At 49.2% G+C, this 14,975-nt stretch carries 12 protein-coding genes; 2 read left to right on the top strand and 10 right to left on the bottom strand.

The window, feature by feature from the left end; translation table 11 throughout:
• The first annotated feature begins 6 nt into the window (after window positions 1-6).
• The gene (locus tag AC1DXC_RS08755) at window positions 7-2,097 is read left to right on the top strand and encodes a heavy metal translocating P-type ATPase (protein ID WP_477458771.1); all 2,091 of its coding nucleotides are present in this window, start codon (window positions 7-9) and stop codon (window positions 2,095-2,097) included.
• Between the two features lie 3 nt (window positions 2,098-2,100).
• Here the strand turns inward: AC1DXC_RS08755 and AC1DXC_RS08750 are convergent, their stop codons facing one another.
• Complete coding sequence (locus tag AC1DXC_RS08750; protein ID WP_477458770.1) at window positions 2,101-2,604, bottom strand: transposase; 504 nt, start codon at window positions 2,602-2,604, stop codon at window positions 2,101-2,103.
• A 4-nt stretch (window positions 2,605-2,608) separates the two neighbouring features.
• A complete protein-coding gene (locus AC1DXC_RS08745) occupies window positions 2,609-3,076 on the bottom strand; it encodes a MarR family winged helix-turn-helix transcriptional regulator (RefSeq protein WP_477458769.1) in 468 nt (155 codons plus the stop codon).
• A gap of 141 nt (window positions 3,077-3,217) precedes the next feature.
• Between AC1DXC_RS08745 and rnhA the strand changes: the two genes are divergently transcribed.
• Complete coding sequence (gene rnhA, locus AC1DXC_RS08740) at window positions 3,218-3,676, top strand: ribonuclease HI (protein ID WP_477458768.1); 459 nt, start codon at window positions 3,218-3,220, stop codon at window positions 3,674-3,676.
• A 23-nt stretch (window positions 3,677-3,699) separates the two neighbouring features.
• Here rnhA and AC1DXC_RS08735 read toward each other — a convergent pair whose 3' ends face one another.
• The 8 genes from AC1DXC_RS08735 to AC1DXC_RS08700 all read right to left on the bottom strand — a co-directional run bounded on the left by AC1DXC_RS08735 (window position 3,700) and on the right by AC1DXC_RS08700 (window position 14,908).
• The gene (locus tag AC1DXC_RS08735) at window positions 3,700-4,194 is read right to left on the bottom strand and encodes a metallophosphoesterase family protein (RefSeq protein WP_477458767.1); all 495 of its coding nucleotides are present in this window, start codon (window positions 4,192-4,194) and stop codon (window positions 3,700-3,702) included.
• A 3-nt stretch (window positions 4,195-4,197) separates the two neighbouring features.
• Window positions 4,198-4,926 carry a (Fe-S)-binding protein gene (locus AC1DXC_RS08730; protein ID WP_477458766.1) on the bottom strand — a complete coding sequence of 243 codons (729 nt, stop codon included), beginning with the start codon at window positions 4,924-4,926 and terminating at the stop codon, window positions 4,198-4,200.
• A gap of 20 nt (window positions 4,927-4,946) precedes the next feature.
• The gene (locus tag AC1DXC_RS08725; protein WP_477458765.1) at window positions 4,947-6,257 is read right to left on the bottom strand and encodes an MFS transporter; all 1,311 of its coding nucleotides are present in this window, start codon (window positions 6,255-6,257) and stop codon (window positions 4,947-4,949) included.
• A 38-nt stretch (window positions 6,258-6,295) separates the two neighbouring features.
• On the bottom strand, window positions 6,296-6,985 hold the full coding sequence (locus AC1DXC_RS08720; protein ID WP_477458764.1) for an aspartate/glutamate racemase family protein: 690 nt from the start codon (window positions 6,983-6,985) through the stop codon (window positions 6,296-6,298).
• A gap of 169 nt (window positions 6,986-7,154) precedes the next feature.
• Entirely contained in the window at window positions 7,155-8,519 is a 1,365-nt protein-coding gene (locus AC1DXC_RS08715; RefSeq protein ID WP_477458763.1) for a serine/threonine protein kinase, read from the bottom strand.
• Window positions 8,520-9,311 carry an FHA domain-containing protein gene (locus AC1DXC_RS08710; protein ID WP_477458762.1) on the bottom strand — a complete coding sequence of 264 codons (792 nt, stop codon included), beginning with the start codon at window positions 9,309-9,311 and terminating at the stop codon, window positions 8,520-8,522.
• A gap of 61 nt (window positions 9,312-9,372) precedes the next feature.
• The gene (locus tag AC1DXC_RS08705) at window positions 9,373-13,449 is read right to left on the bottom strand and encodes an FtsW/RodA/SpoVE family cell cycle protein (protein ID WP_477458761.1); all 4,077 of its coding nucleotides are present in this window, start codon (window positions 13,447-13,449) and stop codon (window positions 9,373-9,375) included.
• Entirely contained in the window at window positions 13,436-14,908 is a 1,473-nt protein-coding gene (locus AC1DXC_RS08700; protein WP_477458760.1) for a PP2C family protein-serine/threonine phosphatase, read from the bottom strand. Before AC1DXC_RS08700 ends, AC1DXC_RS08705 begins: the two co-directional genes overlap by 14 nt.
• Window positions 14,909-14,975 lie beyond the last annotated feature (67 nt).

The raw sequence follows: 14,975 nt of genomic DNA, 5'->3' as shown, positions 1-14,975 counted from the left end.
TACATCATGGCAGAGCAACTGGTTGAATTGAACGTTACGGGCATGCATTGCAATAACTGCGCAATGAGCATCCATAAGTTATTGGAAAAGAAAGGGCTGGATAATATCCTGGTGAGCTTTGCTTCCGAAGAAGTAAAATTTTCTACTACCGACCAGTCTGTAGTCCCTGGAATTATCACAGATATCGAAAATTTGGGTTTCCATGTTATTGACGATATTGCTACCCATAAAACGCCTTTTTACGATAAGGTAGAGAATAAATTCATCTTCTGCGCCGCGTTTACGGCCCCGCTCCTGCTGCATATGGTACTGCCATGGCATTTCCTACATCACCCTATGGTGCAATTGTTGCTTTGCCTGCCAGTGTTTTTGGTGGGTTGCCTGCATTTCGGTAAAAGCGCTTACAGCTCCATAAAAGGCGGCGTGCCCAATATGGATGTGCTGATTTTCATCGGTTCGTCGTCTGCGTTTATATACAGCCTGGTGGGCACTATACAAAACCTGGGCGAGCAATACCTTTTTTACGAAACCTGTGCTACCATTATCACCCTGGTACTGCTGGGCAATGTGCTGGAGAAGCGTAGTGTAAACCAAACCACCTCGGCTGTAAAAGATCTGATGAAATTTCAGCAAGTGAACGCTAACCGTGTAATTAAGGATGGTATTGAAGTAATCAGCGCCAAGGATGTAGTAAGCGGCGATATCCTGTTGGTGAATGAAGGCGGGCAGGTACCTGTAGATGGCGAAATACTATCGGGCGAGGCATCTATCAACGAGGCCATGATTACCGGCGAGAGCATCCCGGTACAAAAAAAGAAATACGATACGGTTATAGGCGGTACTATAGTGCAGGAAGGCAATATCAAAATAATGGCCACCAAAGTAGGCAGCAACAGTACCCTCGCCCAAATCATCGATCTGATGAAGAAGGCACAGGCAGCCAAGCCGCCGGTGCAAAAACTGGGCGATAAGGTGGCAGCGATATTTGTGCCGGTTGTGATACTGATTGCACTTATCACCTTTGTGGTAACCTATTTTGCTACCGATACCGGCCTGCAGCGCAGCATGATGCATGCTATAGCTGTGCTGGTAATCTCTTGCCCCTGCGCCATGGGCCTGGCCACCCCTACTGCCGTAATGGTTGGTTTGGGCCGCGCCGCAAAAAATGGCATTTTGATAAAAGGAGGCGACACCATCGAAGCTGTGGCTAACACTAAGTACGTGATATTCGATAAAACGGGCACGCTTACCACCGGCAAATTCAGCATAAAGGATATTAAAGCAGAGCCCGGACACGAACTAGAAAGCATCCGCGGGGCTATCGCAGCTATTGAGGAGCGTTCTAACCACCCTATTGCTAAATCCCTGGTAAAAGGCCTTAATGGCTTATCCAAACAAAAGGTGATACTGAAATCAGTAGTGGAGGAAAAAGGCCTGGGTATGCGCGCGGAGGATGTGCAAGGCAATAACTATTTCCTGGGCACCGCAAAGCTAAGCACCGATAACGACTACAACCTTTCGCTGTATAAAAACCAGGTGCTGGTGGCGCAGATAGCCATTGAAGATACCATAAAACCCGATGCTGCAGGTTTGATAGCTGCACTGATAAAAGCGGGCATAAAGCCGGTGCTATTGAGCGGCGATAAGGCCAGCCGCTGCGCATCTGTAGCCAAAACATTAGGTATTACAGATGTGCACGCTGAGAAGCTGCCCGAAGAGAAACTGAGCGTGGTGGATATTTACCGAAAAAAAGGCAAAACCATTATGATAGGCGATGGCATTAACGATGCCCCTGCCCTCACCCAGGCCGATGTAGGCGTATCTATGAACGATGCCAGCCACATAGCTATCCAATCTGCCAAAGTCATCCTGCTGAATACTGATCTGCAATCCGTAGTGAAATTTCTGCAGATAAGCAGGCACACCTTGCTTACCATCAAACAAAACCTCTTCTGGGCATTCGCCTACAATGTTATTGCTATACCGATTGCTGCTTTTGGCTTTTTAAACCCAATGGTTGGCGCTTTGACAATGGCTTTTAGCGATGTGATTGTGATTGGTAATTCTTTAAGGTTGAAGGTTAAGAAACTGCATTAACGGCTACCGCATATTCATTAATTGAACGCACAGTGGTATCAAGGCCAGCGATACCGCAACAAAAATACCTACACGCAGATAATTAAGGTGCTTCCAGCGTTGCATGCGGGCTAAAAGGTTGTCGCCTTGTGGAGCCTCGCCGTTTACGATCTTCTGAAATTCGATAATATTTGGCGCAAAATAGCTTATCGTCCATACCCGCACGGCAAAATGGATCACGAACAATATCAATAACGCATTCCTTATCCCACCTATCTGCCAGCAAAAACCGATGGCTGCAATAAAAGTAACTTCGTGCAGAGAGTGCATCACAATCCAAAAGGTTTTCAAGTCTGCTGCATACTTACCTTTAAAAATTTGGAGCGACTCGGGCGGATTGGCAGTCCATTTGGGTACCAGTACCATCGTTTCAAACAACTGGGCACCGTTCATTAAAAAATAGAAGAGCGTGGTGGTAAACAGCCAAATTTCGGCCTGAGTAACGTAATCTGAGGATAGCGTTTGCATCAATTTAAATTTTATTTTGGTTAAGGCCTTGCGTAAAATCATTCATCACCTCCATGGCAGCGCGCAAGTATTGCTCAATGAGTTGTTGTTGTTCTACCGTGTAGGAAGCTACTAATTCAACCATTCGGCTTTGCAATAATGCGGAGGTTGGGGCGAGGAGTTTGGCGGCATTATCCAGATGGGGCACCACTACAATTTTGCGGCGGTCGTGCTCGTCAAATGCGCGCTTTACCAATTGCTTGTGTTCCAATCGGTCAATAACGCCCGTTACCGCACCGGTAGTTAAGCCGGTGCGTTTTGCCAGTTCGCCCGCCGTCATGGCACCATACTGCATCAATAACCCGAGGTATTTATGGTCGGTACCGGTTAAGCCCGCCCGCCGGGCAATAGCCTCGTGCATTAATATTGTTGCATCAGAAAACTGCCTGCCCAGTTCACTTATTTGTTTGATTTGGCTGTCGGATAATTTCATAATTAATCTTACACAATAAGTATCTTAGTTGCAAAGATAATATTTCTATTGAATATTAAAACAGAGAAATTGCCCACATTCCGCGCTTTGCCGGATTTTGTTATTTTTGTTCCCCGCTAACCAGCGGGGTAACGGTGGCTTATGATAGAAATTTACACAGACGGTTCATCGAGCGGTAACCCGGGGCCGGGCGGTTACGGGGTCATATTACGCTCGGGGCAGCATTACAAAGAGTTATCGGGCGGGTTTCGCAAAACTACCAATAACCGAATGGAGCTTTTGGCGGTTATCACGGGGCTTGAAGCCATCAAGACCCCTAACCAGCAGGTTACCATCTATTCCGACAGTAAATACGTTATCGATTCTATCGAAAAACGCTGGCTGCAAGGCTGGGTTGCCAAAGGTTTCGCAGGCAAAAAGAACAAGGACTTATGGCTGAGGTATCTCGCCATCAGCAAACTACACCAGATAAAATTCGTGTGGGTACGCGGCCATAACGGCCACCCCGAAAACGAACGCTGCGATGTTTTAGCTGTAGCCGCCGGCAAACAAAAAGATTTACTGATAGATTCCGTTTTTGAGGCAGAGGCGGGAAAATAAGTCCATAGTCGATGGACTAAAAACTACTTCCCTCCCAGCTCAATCACATCCAGGCCATGTATCTTATCGTCGGTGATACTGAAACGGAGCAACGTACGCACCTTTTGCCAGCCTTGTTTGCCTGCCGCGCCGGGGTTTAGGTGCAGGCAGCTTATTTTTTTGTCGTAAATAACTTTGAGGATATGCGAGTGCCCGCTGATGAACAGCATGGGCGGGTTTAGGTAGATATCTTTACGCACGGCCGGGCTATACTTATCCGGGTAACCGCCTATGTGCGTCATCCAAACATCAACTGCCTCGCACTTAAAGCGCAGGTGCTCGGGATATACCGGGCGGATATCTGCCCCATCTATATTGCCGTAAACGCCCTTCAGTGGCTTGAAGGCTGCCAGCTTATCCGCAAGTTCAAGTGTGCCGAAATCTCCCGCGTGCCATATCTCGTCGCAGGCATCAAAATGCTTGAATACGGCATCGTCTAAAAAACTATGAGTATCTGATATAAGGCCTATACGGGTCATACGCTAAACATTGCCCCAGCCGTGTGCCAGTACATCGGCTATATGGATGGTTTTGATGGGCAGGCTGTTCATATCTATATAGCCCTGCAATTGTAGCAGGCAGGAGGCATCGGTAGAGATGATGTAATCAGCATTTGCCTCTAATGCGTTATCGACCTTCTGCTGCGCCATAGCTGCAGATATAGCATCGAACTTTACCGCAAAGGTACCGCCGAAGCCACAGCAGGTTTCGTTATCCTTTAGCTCAACCAATTCCAGGCCATGCACTTGGGCCAGCAATTGACGGGGTTCGCCCTTTATCTTGCATTCGCGTAAACCAGCGCAACTATCGTGATAAACGGCGCGGCCCTCCAATTCGGCGCCGAAGTAATCTACCTGCAATATGTTCACCAGAAAATCGCTGAGTTCGTAGATATTGCTTTGGATATTTCGGCATTTGTTGTGCGAGGTGGTATTGGTAAAAAGGTCGTTATAATAGTTGCGCACCATTCCCGTGCAGGATGCCGATGGCGATACGATAACGCTGTCTTCGCGGAAATCATTCAGGAATTTACTGCCGATGGCTTTGGCATCGTCCCAAAAACCGGCGTTGAATGCGGGCTGCCCGCAGCAGGTTTGCTCGGGATTATAGCTAACCACACAACCTGCTTTCTCCAGCACTTTTACGGTATTAAAGGCCGTTTCGGGGTACAACTGATCTATAAAACAAGGAATAAACAGCTCAACATTCATCGGCACATAGTTAGAGTGCGCTAAATTCCGAATTTTCCCTGAACTTTCTTCTCCGTGCCGAGCAAAGAAAACAAAAACAATAAACCGACCACGAAAAAGCCACATAGTGCCAGGGTTGAATTGCGCATACTGCCGGTAAGCTCCTGTATATAACCAAAGCTGAACAAACCCGCTACGATGGCTAGTTTCTCGGTAACATCGTAAAAGCTAAAAAAGGAAGCCGTATCGGGGATACCCTGCGGCAGGTATTTAGAGTACGTAGAGCGCGAAAGCGATTGTATACCGCCCATTACCAAACCAACCACAACGGCTATGATGTAAAACTCGGTCTTGGTTTTAGTAAAATATGCGGCGATGCACACCCCTATCCATATAAATACCACGAAAATCAATACCCGTATGTTGCCGTATTTATCAGACAGGCGCGACATAACGGTAGCACCGGCAATGGCGATTACTTGTATGATGAGGATAATCTTTATCAACTCGGGCGTGTCCATATGCAACTCCTGTGCCGCAAATGCCGTGGCCACCAGCATAATGGTTTGTACACCCATGGAGTAAAAAAAGAATGCCGGTAGGTAGCCTTTCAACATCGGCATGCCTTTTATCTTGGTCCATACCTTGCCTAGCTCTATAAAGCCGCCTTTGATAATATTGTGCTGGCTGCTATGTGCGTTGGGACTGCCCTTAGGTAAAACTTTAAAAGGTATCATGGCGAAACCAATCCACCAGATGCCCACCATTAAGAAAGATAGTTGTGCCGCGCTGCCCTTGGTCATGCCGAAGGTATCCGGCATCAGCACAAATACGAAACAAATCAGCTGCAGCAATACGCTGCCTACGTAGCCATAAGTGAAACCTTTGGCACTCACCTTGTCCTGCATATCAAGCGTGGCAATTTCGGGCAGGTAAGAGTTATAGAACACGAAACCACCGCTGTAACCTATAGCTGCAACGGCGAAGCAAATGATACCCCATTCCAGATGAGTCTTATCGAAAAAATAGAGGCCGCAGCAGGCCAGCGAGCCCATCAGCGTAAAAAACTGCATGAATACTTTCTTGCTCCCCCTGTAATCGGCAATGGAAGTGAGGATGGGCAGCAGCAGTACCATAATAAGGTAAGCGAACGACAGGGAATAAACCTGCAACGCGGTATTGATGAAGGTATGGCCAAAGAAAGTTACCCGGTTGCCATTGGCTGCATTATCAGTAATAGCCACATAATACGAGGGGAATATGGTGGTAGTAATAACCAGGTTATAGGCAGAGTTTGCCCAATCGAACATGGCCCAGGCCCGGATAGTTTTCTTATTGTTTTTTTCTTGCATTGCGTTTTAAAAGTATGCAAAATAATCAAAGTAAAGCATCAACCCAAAGCAAATTCTACGGCAGCGGCAGAGTGTATAGCCGCAGTATCGAACAGCATCATGTCGGTATCGGCAGGCTGTATCAGAAGGGGGATTTCGGTGCAGCCTAAAATCACGCCCTCGGCACCCTGTTGCCTTAGTTTATCGATAATCTGCAGGTAAGCGGCCTTGGTTTCGGGCCTAAAGATGCCCTTGCCCATTTCCCGCAACAAGGTTTCGTGGATAAAATCGCGGTCGGCTTTATCGGGTGTAAGCGCGGCAATGCCGGCGGCTTGCAGCTTATCCGTAAAGAAATGATGCTCCATGGTAAAACGCGTACCCAACAAAGCTATCGTTTTAAACTCCTGCTTTTTGATGGCCGCAGCGGCGGATTCCGCAATGTGGATAATAGGCAGGCCTATCTGTTGCTGTGCCTCTGCCGCTACCAGATGGGTAGTATTGCCGCACAATACGATGGCTTCCGCGCCGCTGTTCTTAAGCCCCGTGCCTGCATCTACGATCATTTTCAATATGGTCTCCCAGTTGTTGGTATCGAGGTTTTTTACGATGTCGGCGTAATTGAACGAATGCAACAGCAGCCGTGCCGCATTCACGCCGCCAAGCTTGTCATTGATACCCTGGTTGATGAAGCGATAATAATCGATAGTAGATACCCAACTGGTACCGCCGATAAGGCCTAAAGTTTTCATGAACGTAAATGTAGCATAAAACAAAATTACAAGCCTTCGTGCTAAAGTATTTTTTGTTTATTCGCATTAACCCGGTAGGCAAAACATGCCTAAATAAGTGTCGAGGGTGGCGTTTATGTGCCCGTGGCGTGTGGGTATATGGCATTGACGGAGTAACTTGGGGGTCTCCCTAAAACAACCCCAAAAACTTCTTCTTTTTCTTCTTCTTTGGTTTTTCCTGCGGGATGGTTACCGAATCGGTCTTACGTTTAGCAACGGCTATGGCAGCCCTAGCCTTCAGCACCGAATCCCGTAAATGCGCCTCCCTGATTTTTTTTACGCTGTCGAAATTATAGGACTTGACGAATAGTACAGATTTGTATCGCTTTACCGTAGCGTCGGCGGCAATGGGGTCATACGGTTTTTCGGATGTGTTTTTACTCAGCGCCGACCAGGCGAACAGGCCCATAAACAATAGGGCTAAAAACAGCAGGCCATTGAAAACCGACTTTTGCAGATGCACAACGCCTCCATCCATCTTCAGGATGCCTATTTTATCGGGATCGCTGCGCTCTTGTAACTGCGTTTGCAGTTTTTCGTTTTCGTTCAAAAGCGTTGCCGGGCCTACCGAGTTAAGGTCGCCACCGGTTGCAAGGCTACCGGTGATGATGGCGTTATGCAATTCGTTACCGTCGGCAAAACGGCTTTCCGGAGATTTTTGCAGGCATTTGTCAATTAAATTCAGCAACCAGGCTGGCACCTGCATCTCCAATGCCTTTTTATCGGCATCCCAGGCATCGGGCAGGTTGGCTTTGCGCAATTTCATGCCATCGGGAACCGGCGCTTCGGAGTGGCTGATCATTACGTTATTGCGCCCGGTATCGCCATTGCCCTGCAGCGGAAACGGTACCTGTCCAGCGAGCAGTTCGTAAAGGATAATGCCATAGCTATACACGTCGGTCTGCATCAGCATCTTACCTTCATGCTGCTCGGGTGCCATAAATTCTATGGCTCCGGCGTTACGTATGCTGCTTCGGCGCTGCTCCTCGCTCATTATCGCCAGGCCAAAATCCAACAACACATAATTGCCGGTATGTATATTATATTTTACGTTATTGCTTTTAATGTCGCCATGTTTTACGCCGACGGTATGGCAATGGGCAAGCGCGCAGGCCAGCTGGTCGGCAACTTTCAACAGTTCTTTCAGTGTGAAGATTTTTTCGTGCGGAGGTTGCAGCAGCTCGCTCAGGTCGGGTCCATCGATGTATTCCATCTCGATGAACGGGAACGAGCCGCTCTCGGCAATACCGAAGCTGAGTATCTTTACCACATTGGGATTGGGTATCTCGTTTACCTTTTGCAGCTTGGCTACCTCGTTCTGGAAATTGCGGTAGTTTTTATCGTCGCCGTTTTCGGCATAAACAGGCGTGGGTATTAGTTTTACTGCAGAGTAAATTACGCCCGTACGCCGGCCCTTGTACACCGATCCCTGCCCCCCGCTGCGCAGCGCACCCAGGTTCTCCAACCCTTCTGCTATGGTAAAAACTTTGCTCATTTATTTACTTAATGGCTTATAGCTGAATTCCAGCACGGCCGATTCACCTAAAATTACCTGGTCGCCTTCCTCCAGCGGATGGCCGATTGTAGTAGAATGCAGTTTGATTACGTTCTCGCTCTTTTCGGAGCGTATCTTCACTTTATTGCGCGGTGGCACGCCACCTTCATCGGCATACAGCACGAACCGCTGGCTCTCCACGTTCCAGCCAATGTGGGCGTGCTGGCGGCTTACGTATTTATTGGCAGCATCGCCACTTTCCGATGGGAAAGCAATGTGGTTGGTGCGAAAAAAACCATCGTCGCCCTGTGCTTTTTTGTCACGGCCGATGTTTAGCTTTTCGTTGCCCGATGCAAGGGTATATTCTTTTTCCTCCGTTTCGCCGTTCAATACCCGCAGGTAAGCGGTTGCGGTTTGTTTGATGAAATGCTTATTGGTTTTGATGAAGAAAGCTGCATCCAAACTGGGAAGCCGGGCAGCTTCATCGGGCACCTCAGCATCGAAAACCACGTCGAGCGTCCAGCGGTCGGGCAGGCCGAGGTCGAAATCGTCAGCAATCTTTTGTATCTCATCCTTAAACAATTCGGGTTGTTCGGCATACACCGCGGCCTCGTACATGTGCCTGTCGGTGGCCTCGCAGTTGAGGTACAAGCTTAGTCCTTTAATATGGCTACCCTCCCCCCCTTCGGCTTTCTGCAGTTCTTGTTTGGTGAATTGCAACAAAGCATGACGCAGGCTCTTCACATCATCGGGGCGGCCTTTTGCGTCGCTATTGAATAAATTAAATATCATGTTTGTACCCGTATAATTTTATGTGCGATGAACATTGCCGTTTTTTTATCCAACCCCGGCACTATTCGTTTGTTTGCGTAACGATGTTTTTAATGTAGCCCTTTTTCAACAAAAATGGTATTACGTGTTTCCCGGCCAGTTTCACCGCATCTGAGGAGCCCTTTGTTGATTCTATCCGTACGCACACGACGATATTACCAGTACCCTTTTGCTTAGGCGCGAAGAACACGTACCAGCCATCGTTTATCTGTTGTTTTTTCCAGATACGCTCAGGCGTACCGGTTTTACCTGCAACAGTTAGGCCCAGCGTAAAAGCCTTGGGTGCGCTCTGCTCTATCATATATTGCCGCAGCAGCTGTGCATACTTAACATCTTTCACCAGTGCTATGCCCCGCTTAACGGTAGTTGCCGAATCGCTGAACTTAAGCACATATCGGTTATTAGGCATGATGCCGCCGTTGGCTATACCCGCAGCCAGCCGCGCCACAGCAGCCGGCGTGGCAATCAGTTCGCCTTGCCCCCAGGCCATACCCGATATACCTTTGGCACGCGTGCGCCTGATGTTGTTCGGGTCGTACCGGGGTTTGGTGTTGAACTCGGTTTTGCGCCAAAATGCCCGCCATTTATCTTCCTGTACGGGGTTTAACTGCTGGCGACCGTAATAGTAGCCACCCACTCCATGCAAAAACATGCCGGTTTTAAGATAAAGCGTAGCCATTTCTTCCTCCAGGTGTTCCTGGTTGGCCAGTTTGATAAAGTACACGTTGTTCGATTTTACCAGGGCGCGTTCCAGGCTTATCAGGCCGGTTTCATCGGGTTCGATACCTTTTGTACGTATGCGTTCGAAATCACTCACCTGGAATTTCTTGTCTGCTGCCGCAAGCCCCAATTTATTGAATGAGGCCAGCGAGGTGATGAGTTTTGCGGTTGAACCCGGTTGCGAGGCGTAGGTGAAGCCAAGGTCGGTAGTGGTCATCCAGTTGCTGAGTTGGTTTTGGTCGGCAAGGCTCATGGTTAGCCGTTCCCAATCGTGCACAGGCGGCAGCGGGTAAACCGATGAGGCCAGTACATCGCCGGTGTTCGATTCCATCACTACTACCGATACGCGGTTATCCAGCAGCGAGGTATCTGTTTCCATCGACCGTTGTATGCTGGTTTGCAGGCCTGCGTCCAATGTGAGCTGCACATCGCGGTTGCGGTGCTTGAATGAATCTACCGCCATGCTATTAATGCCTGCCAACAGCATGTGCGCCAGCGCACTGTAGTCTTTCTTCACCACCGTCATCTCTTTTACGCCGCGCGGCAAAAAGCGATCTTCGCGATAACGGTTGGCGGTAACGTTATAGTTGGTTGTGGGCAGTTTAAAGCCGCGCAACTCGGCCGCATGTTCATATTCGGCAAAGTAGCCGTTGCTGCCGCCGGTGAATACGCCGGAATTTTCGTCGCCCGTCCAGAAGAACATCTGCTCCTCGAAGGGGTAATACCTGTCGAGCCGTTTATGCATCGCCGAATCGATGTTGTAGCCGCCAACGCCCGCGTCCGCCAGTTTGGCCATTTGTTTCTTTACCATTTCGGGCTTGCTGGTTGCCAGCAGGGTACCGTCGCGATCATATATCGAACCCGCCTGCAGTCTGTTCATCAATATGGCGATGCGTGGGTTATAGCTGAACATACGTGCGCCGCTTTTATCTGCCACCAGGGCAGGTTGCACCACCCATTTTTTATTATCGAACAGGTAACGCGATACGCTTACGGTAAGCAAGGTAACGCCCATCAAGGCCGCAATCAAAGCCGGTACCAGGTTTTTATCCTGTTGATTAGAGATGTATCTCATTTGCACCTGCGTGCCCCTCACCTGCGATGCCGATAACAAAAAGCCCGATGCCAGCAAGTTGGCCACCAGCGATGAGCCACCATAGCTTTGGAAAGGCAGCGACACCCCAGATAAGGGCAAGGCCCCTATTGAGCCGCCCGCTATGAGCAGGAACTGCACGAATGTTGACACCCCCACCCCGGCGCATAAATAAAACAGGAAAGGCGTGCCCGTTCGCCGCCCGATGATGATAGAGCGGTGGAGGAACAGCAGAAAAAGCACGAATATGCAGGTGATGCCCGTCCACCCGAATTCCTCGCCCATGGAAGGGAGTATCATATCGGTATGGGCCTCGGGGATGGTTTTGGCGAAACCCTCGCCTACTCCCTGACCGGATACCCCGCCGCTGCTCATGGCCCAAAGGCCGTTGGCTACCTGGTCGCCGCCGTACACTTCGTTGTTCCAGGGGTCCTGCCAAATGGCTTTCCTATCCACCAAACGCTGCACAGGGCCGGGGAACAGCTTGCCTAAATATGGTATCTGATCTATAGTGAGGAAGGCCGCCATAATTACCAACACCATAATGGCCGATTCGCTGAGTTTGCGGCGTTGGAAAAGCATCAGCAAAGCTACTACTACTGCAGTGGCCAAAGCCGACAACCAAACATTCTTCAATATCCAGGAGCAAAGTACGTAGATAACTACCGCTATGGCCATGAACATAAAATCGCCCCGCGAAAAGGAAAACAAGGCGATAAAGGTGAAGCAAACCACCATGGCGGGGCCCAAATCGCCCAGTAATAAAAACAGCAGCAGCGTAAACAAGATTGCTATTAAGGCAAAAGCGAAGAACGACCAGCGCTTGGTCCAGCTGGTGTATTCGCTGATAAGCTTTTCGTTCGCCGCAAAAAAACCGGCAAGGAAAAGGATGATGAGGTATTTCACAATTTCGCTGGGCTGGAAACCGAAAAGGTTCACCTTTACCCCGCTCCCCTCAGGGCCTGTACCGAATTTGATGGTCATGGCCAGCAAACCTGCGGCAATAACCACCCAAGGCCAGCCGTTTGCGGCACGAGCGTTATTTTTAAAGAAGACGAGCCTGTAAAACCAGGTATCGGCGGTAAAACGGCGCATCTTGATGAACAGCATCACCAGCATGGCTAAGATGCCGATGCCCAGGTAAAACAGCGAATCGCGGGCCAGGAAGCGGTCGCGCAGTGGGTCCTGCAAACTTAAAAGGGTAACAAACGATAAACCCGTCAATATCATCACTACCGGCAGGATAATCTGGTCGGCCATGGGAAAGCGCCAGGACAAAAACAGGTGCACAAAGAGGAATGCGCCCAGGAAACTACCTGCAATTATCCAGAACCAGTTGTTGAACTCAGTCGGCGTACGCACGATAAAAGATTTTTCTTTTTTGAGGATGTTGAAATCGCGCGTAGAAAGCAGCTTGACCGTATGTGGCGCCTGGCTAAAGTTGAACACGGCATCCTCATCCAAATCCTCCGTACCCTGCGATGTACCAAACTGGTAACCCGGCTGCAAGGGTAACACCCTAAAAGCTTTATTATCGGGCAGGTTTTTGAAATGGTACCGGCCGGCCGCATCCGTGCGGGCGTAAGCCGTTAGCTCCTGCAGTTTTGGTTTACCCGCGCTATCGGCATAAAATGTTTTTTTATAGCCATCGCCGCTTTCAGTCCTGGCTTTCACTTCGTCGGTTTCTTCGTCGCTGTACAGGCTATCCTGTGGCAATATCATATCCAGCCTTACCAATACGCCCGGCACACCTTCGCCTTTAGCGGCAATTGACCCACTGATGCTGTAATGGCCGGCCGCGATATCCGTTTCGACGGGGAGTTTCATTTGGGCAGTGCGTTCGCTCAGGAATAACGACGAATCGGCACCTGTGTAGCCCAGCAGTGAACGCGATGCCGCAACCCTGCTCTTGAACGACTCGCCACCTTTTTGGAAAGCATCATCGGCAACGATGTAGTATTTCTTCTTATTCAGCTCGCCTATGTTATCAATTTTTACGCCGGCCCCTATGTTCTTGCCAACGGTAGCGGTAATAAGGGCGATATCGCGCTTATCATCAAAATAATAGCCTTTCGTGAGCAGTTGATGTATCTCGCCTGCCGGGTCCTTATCGTTAAGGTTTACCATGGTGCCATCGGCAAGGCGCTTTTCCACATCGGCAAAGCGCGTTTGCAAAACCGTGTAAAGCCTGTAAAACAATACCGAAAACAGTATAACTACCAGTAGCAGGAACACCCGCTCTTTGGCCCTGCCAGGGATGGTTGCCTGCTCTTTATCGTTTTCCATTTGGTGTTGCTGTGGATTTACTAGCCGAATCGGCGTATAATATGGTTAGCGGGAAGCCCTCATTGATGGGCTTGGCCGCGGGTAGTGTGAAGCTGCGTACAATGGGCTGCCCGCAGTTTAGGAATTGTACATTCTTGAGGCGGAGGTCGGTATTATATGTGCTTATGCCCACCACGAAACCCTGTAGTTTAAGGTTCTCCAGCCCTATAGATTTTGCACCTTTGAACGCAGCGAAAGCAGGCCCTTTATAGGCCGTATCGCATAGCAATGTAATATTACCCTTCGCCCTGATGTACAGCCTGGGCTTGCTGATATCCAGCGTATCGCTGATGATGATGGGCTGTTTGAACAAGCTATCGATAAGCGTCACCGTATCGCCTTTTGCCATATTGATGGCATTCTGCAAAGCTATCTCCTGTGTGTTGCGGGGCGCTTTCTGGCGTAATGTGTCTGCGGCAAGGGTTTGCGGTTTGGCTGCTTTTTTGGCTTCCTTTTGCCATTGCATATAGCAATACGCTGCAGCTCCTAAAGCTACCAGACAAAGTATTGCAAGTATAGCTACGGCAAAACTGCTCTTTTTTTGGGGCATAACTTTCGATTTATCGGGGCTTATGGATGATTTTACGGCCTGGTATTCTTTCTTTGCCTCGGCGGCGGGTTCATCGTTTTTTTTTAACTCTACGGTTGGAGCTATTGCCGTGTGCTGTTGCGAGGCCTTATCGTTTTGTGCCAGTGCTACGGTAACATTATCGTGCCCGCCGTTTTTATTGGCAGCGCGAATAAGGCCTGCGGCCTTATCGTGCAAGGAGGCGGATTGCGTAATGATGGCCGTTATCTCCCGTTTGTCAACCATATCGGTAAGCCCATCGCTGCAGAGCAGCAGCATATCGCCCGGCAAAAATGGCGATTGCCCGGTTTCGATGAAGCTATCATCGGCATCTATATTCGTGCCGAAACCCAAAGCTTTGTTTATCTCGTTGCGTTTGGGGTGATCCATGGCTTCCCGCTCCGTCAGCCTGCCCGAATCCTCCAGGAAACCTACGAAAGAATGGTCCTTGGATATTTTTATCAGCGAGGCATCGCGCAGCAAATACAGGCGGGTATCGCCAACGTGCGCATAGTAGAACTGGTTGTTGGCAACATCAACCAGTGCGATAGTAGCTACGCAAGCCATGCTATCCAGTTCTTTCTCTTCGAGTTTTTTGGCAGCTATGGCATTATTGGCCAGCTTGAAGGCTTCTATCATGGCGGGGATGGGCTCTCCCTGCTTGCTCTCCAGGTAATCCAATATCTGTTCGCGGGCAATGGCTGCTGCCACTTCGCCCCCATTGTAACCGCCAACGCCATCTATAACCCCGGCCAATATAAGGCCACTGCCCAGCCGCTCGGCAATAAAGGTGTCCTCGTTATTGCTGCGTACCTTGCCGGTATCCGTCAGTCCAAAAAAGTTTTCAGCCATTGTTTTTACCGGAGTTTTTAATATCAATAAAATGTGTGGCCAGCAGGCATATTACCAATACCAATAA

The sequence above is a fragment of the Mucilaginibacter sp. P2_D11 genome, assembly GCF_056404435.1.
Note: the sequence above shows the minus strand (reverse complement) of the source record. Positions and strands in the feature narration are given on the sequence as shown.

Bases quoted from the DNA above. Each gene is read 5' to 3' on its own strand.
- AC1DXC_RS08735 (WP_477458767.1), bottom strand. From the start codon at position 4,194: ATGACCCGTATAGGCCTTATATCAGATACTCATAGTTTTTTAGACGAT.
- AC1DXC_RS08725 (WP_477458765.1), bottom strand. From the start codon at position 6,257: ATGCAAGAAAAAAACAATAAGAAAACTATCCGGGCCTGGGCCATGTTC.
- AC1DXC_RS08745 (WP_477458769.1), bottom strand. From the start codon at position 3,076: ATGAAATTATCCGACAGCCAAATCAAACAAATAAGTGAACTGGGCAGG.
- AC1DXC_RS08755 (WP_477458771.1), top strand. From the start codon at position 7: ATGGCAGAGCAACTGGTTGAATTGAACGTTACGGGCATGCATTGCAAT.
- AC1DXC_RS08750 (WP_477458770.1), bottom strand. From the start codon at position 2,604: ATGCAAACGCTATCCTCAGATTACGTTACTCAGGCCGAAATTTGGCTG.
- AC1DXC_RS08705 (WP_477458761.1), bottom strand. From the start codon at position 13,449: ATGGAAAACGATAAAGAGCAGGCAACCATCCCTGGCAGGGCCAAAGAG.
- AC1DXC_RS08700 (WP_477458760.1), bottom strand. From the start codon at position 14,908: ATGGCTGAAAACTTTTTTGGACTGACGGATACCGGCAAGGTACGCAGC.
- AC1DXC_RS08730 (WP_477458766.1), bottom strand. From the start codon at position 4,926: ATGAATGTTGAGCTGTTTATTCCTTGTTTTATAGATCAGTTGTACCCC.
- AC1DXC_RS08710 (WP_477458762.1), bottom strand. From the start codon at position 9,311: ATGATATTTAATTTATTCAATAGCGACGCAAAAGGCCGCCCCGATGAT.
- AC1DXC_RS08715 (WP_477458763.1), bottom strand. From the start codon at position 8,519: ATGAGCAAAGTTTTTACCATAGCAGAAGGGTTGGAGAACCTGGGTGCG.
- AC1DXC_RS08720 (WP_477458764.1), bottom strand. From the start codon at position 6,985: ATGAAAACTTTAGGCCTTATCGGCGGTACCAGTTGGGTATCTACTATC.
- rnhA (WP_477458768.1), top strand. From the start codon at position 3,218: ATGATAGAAATTTACACAGACGGTTCATCGAGCGGTAACCCGGGGCCG.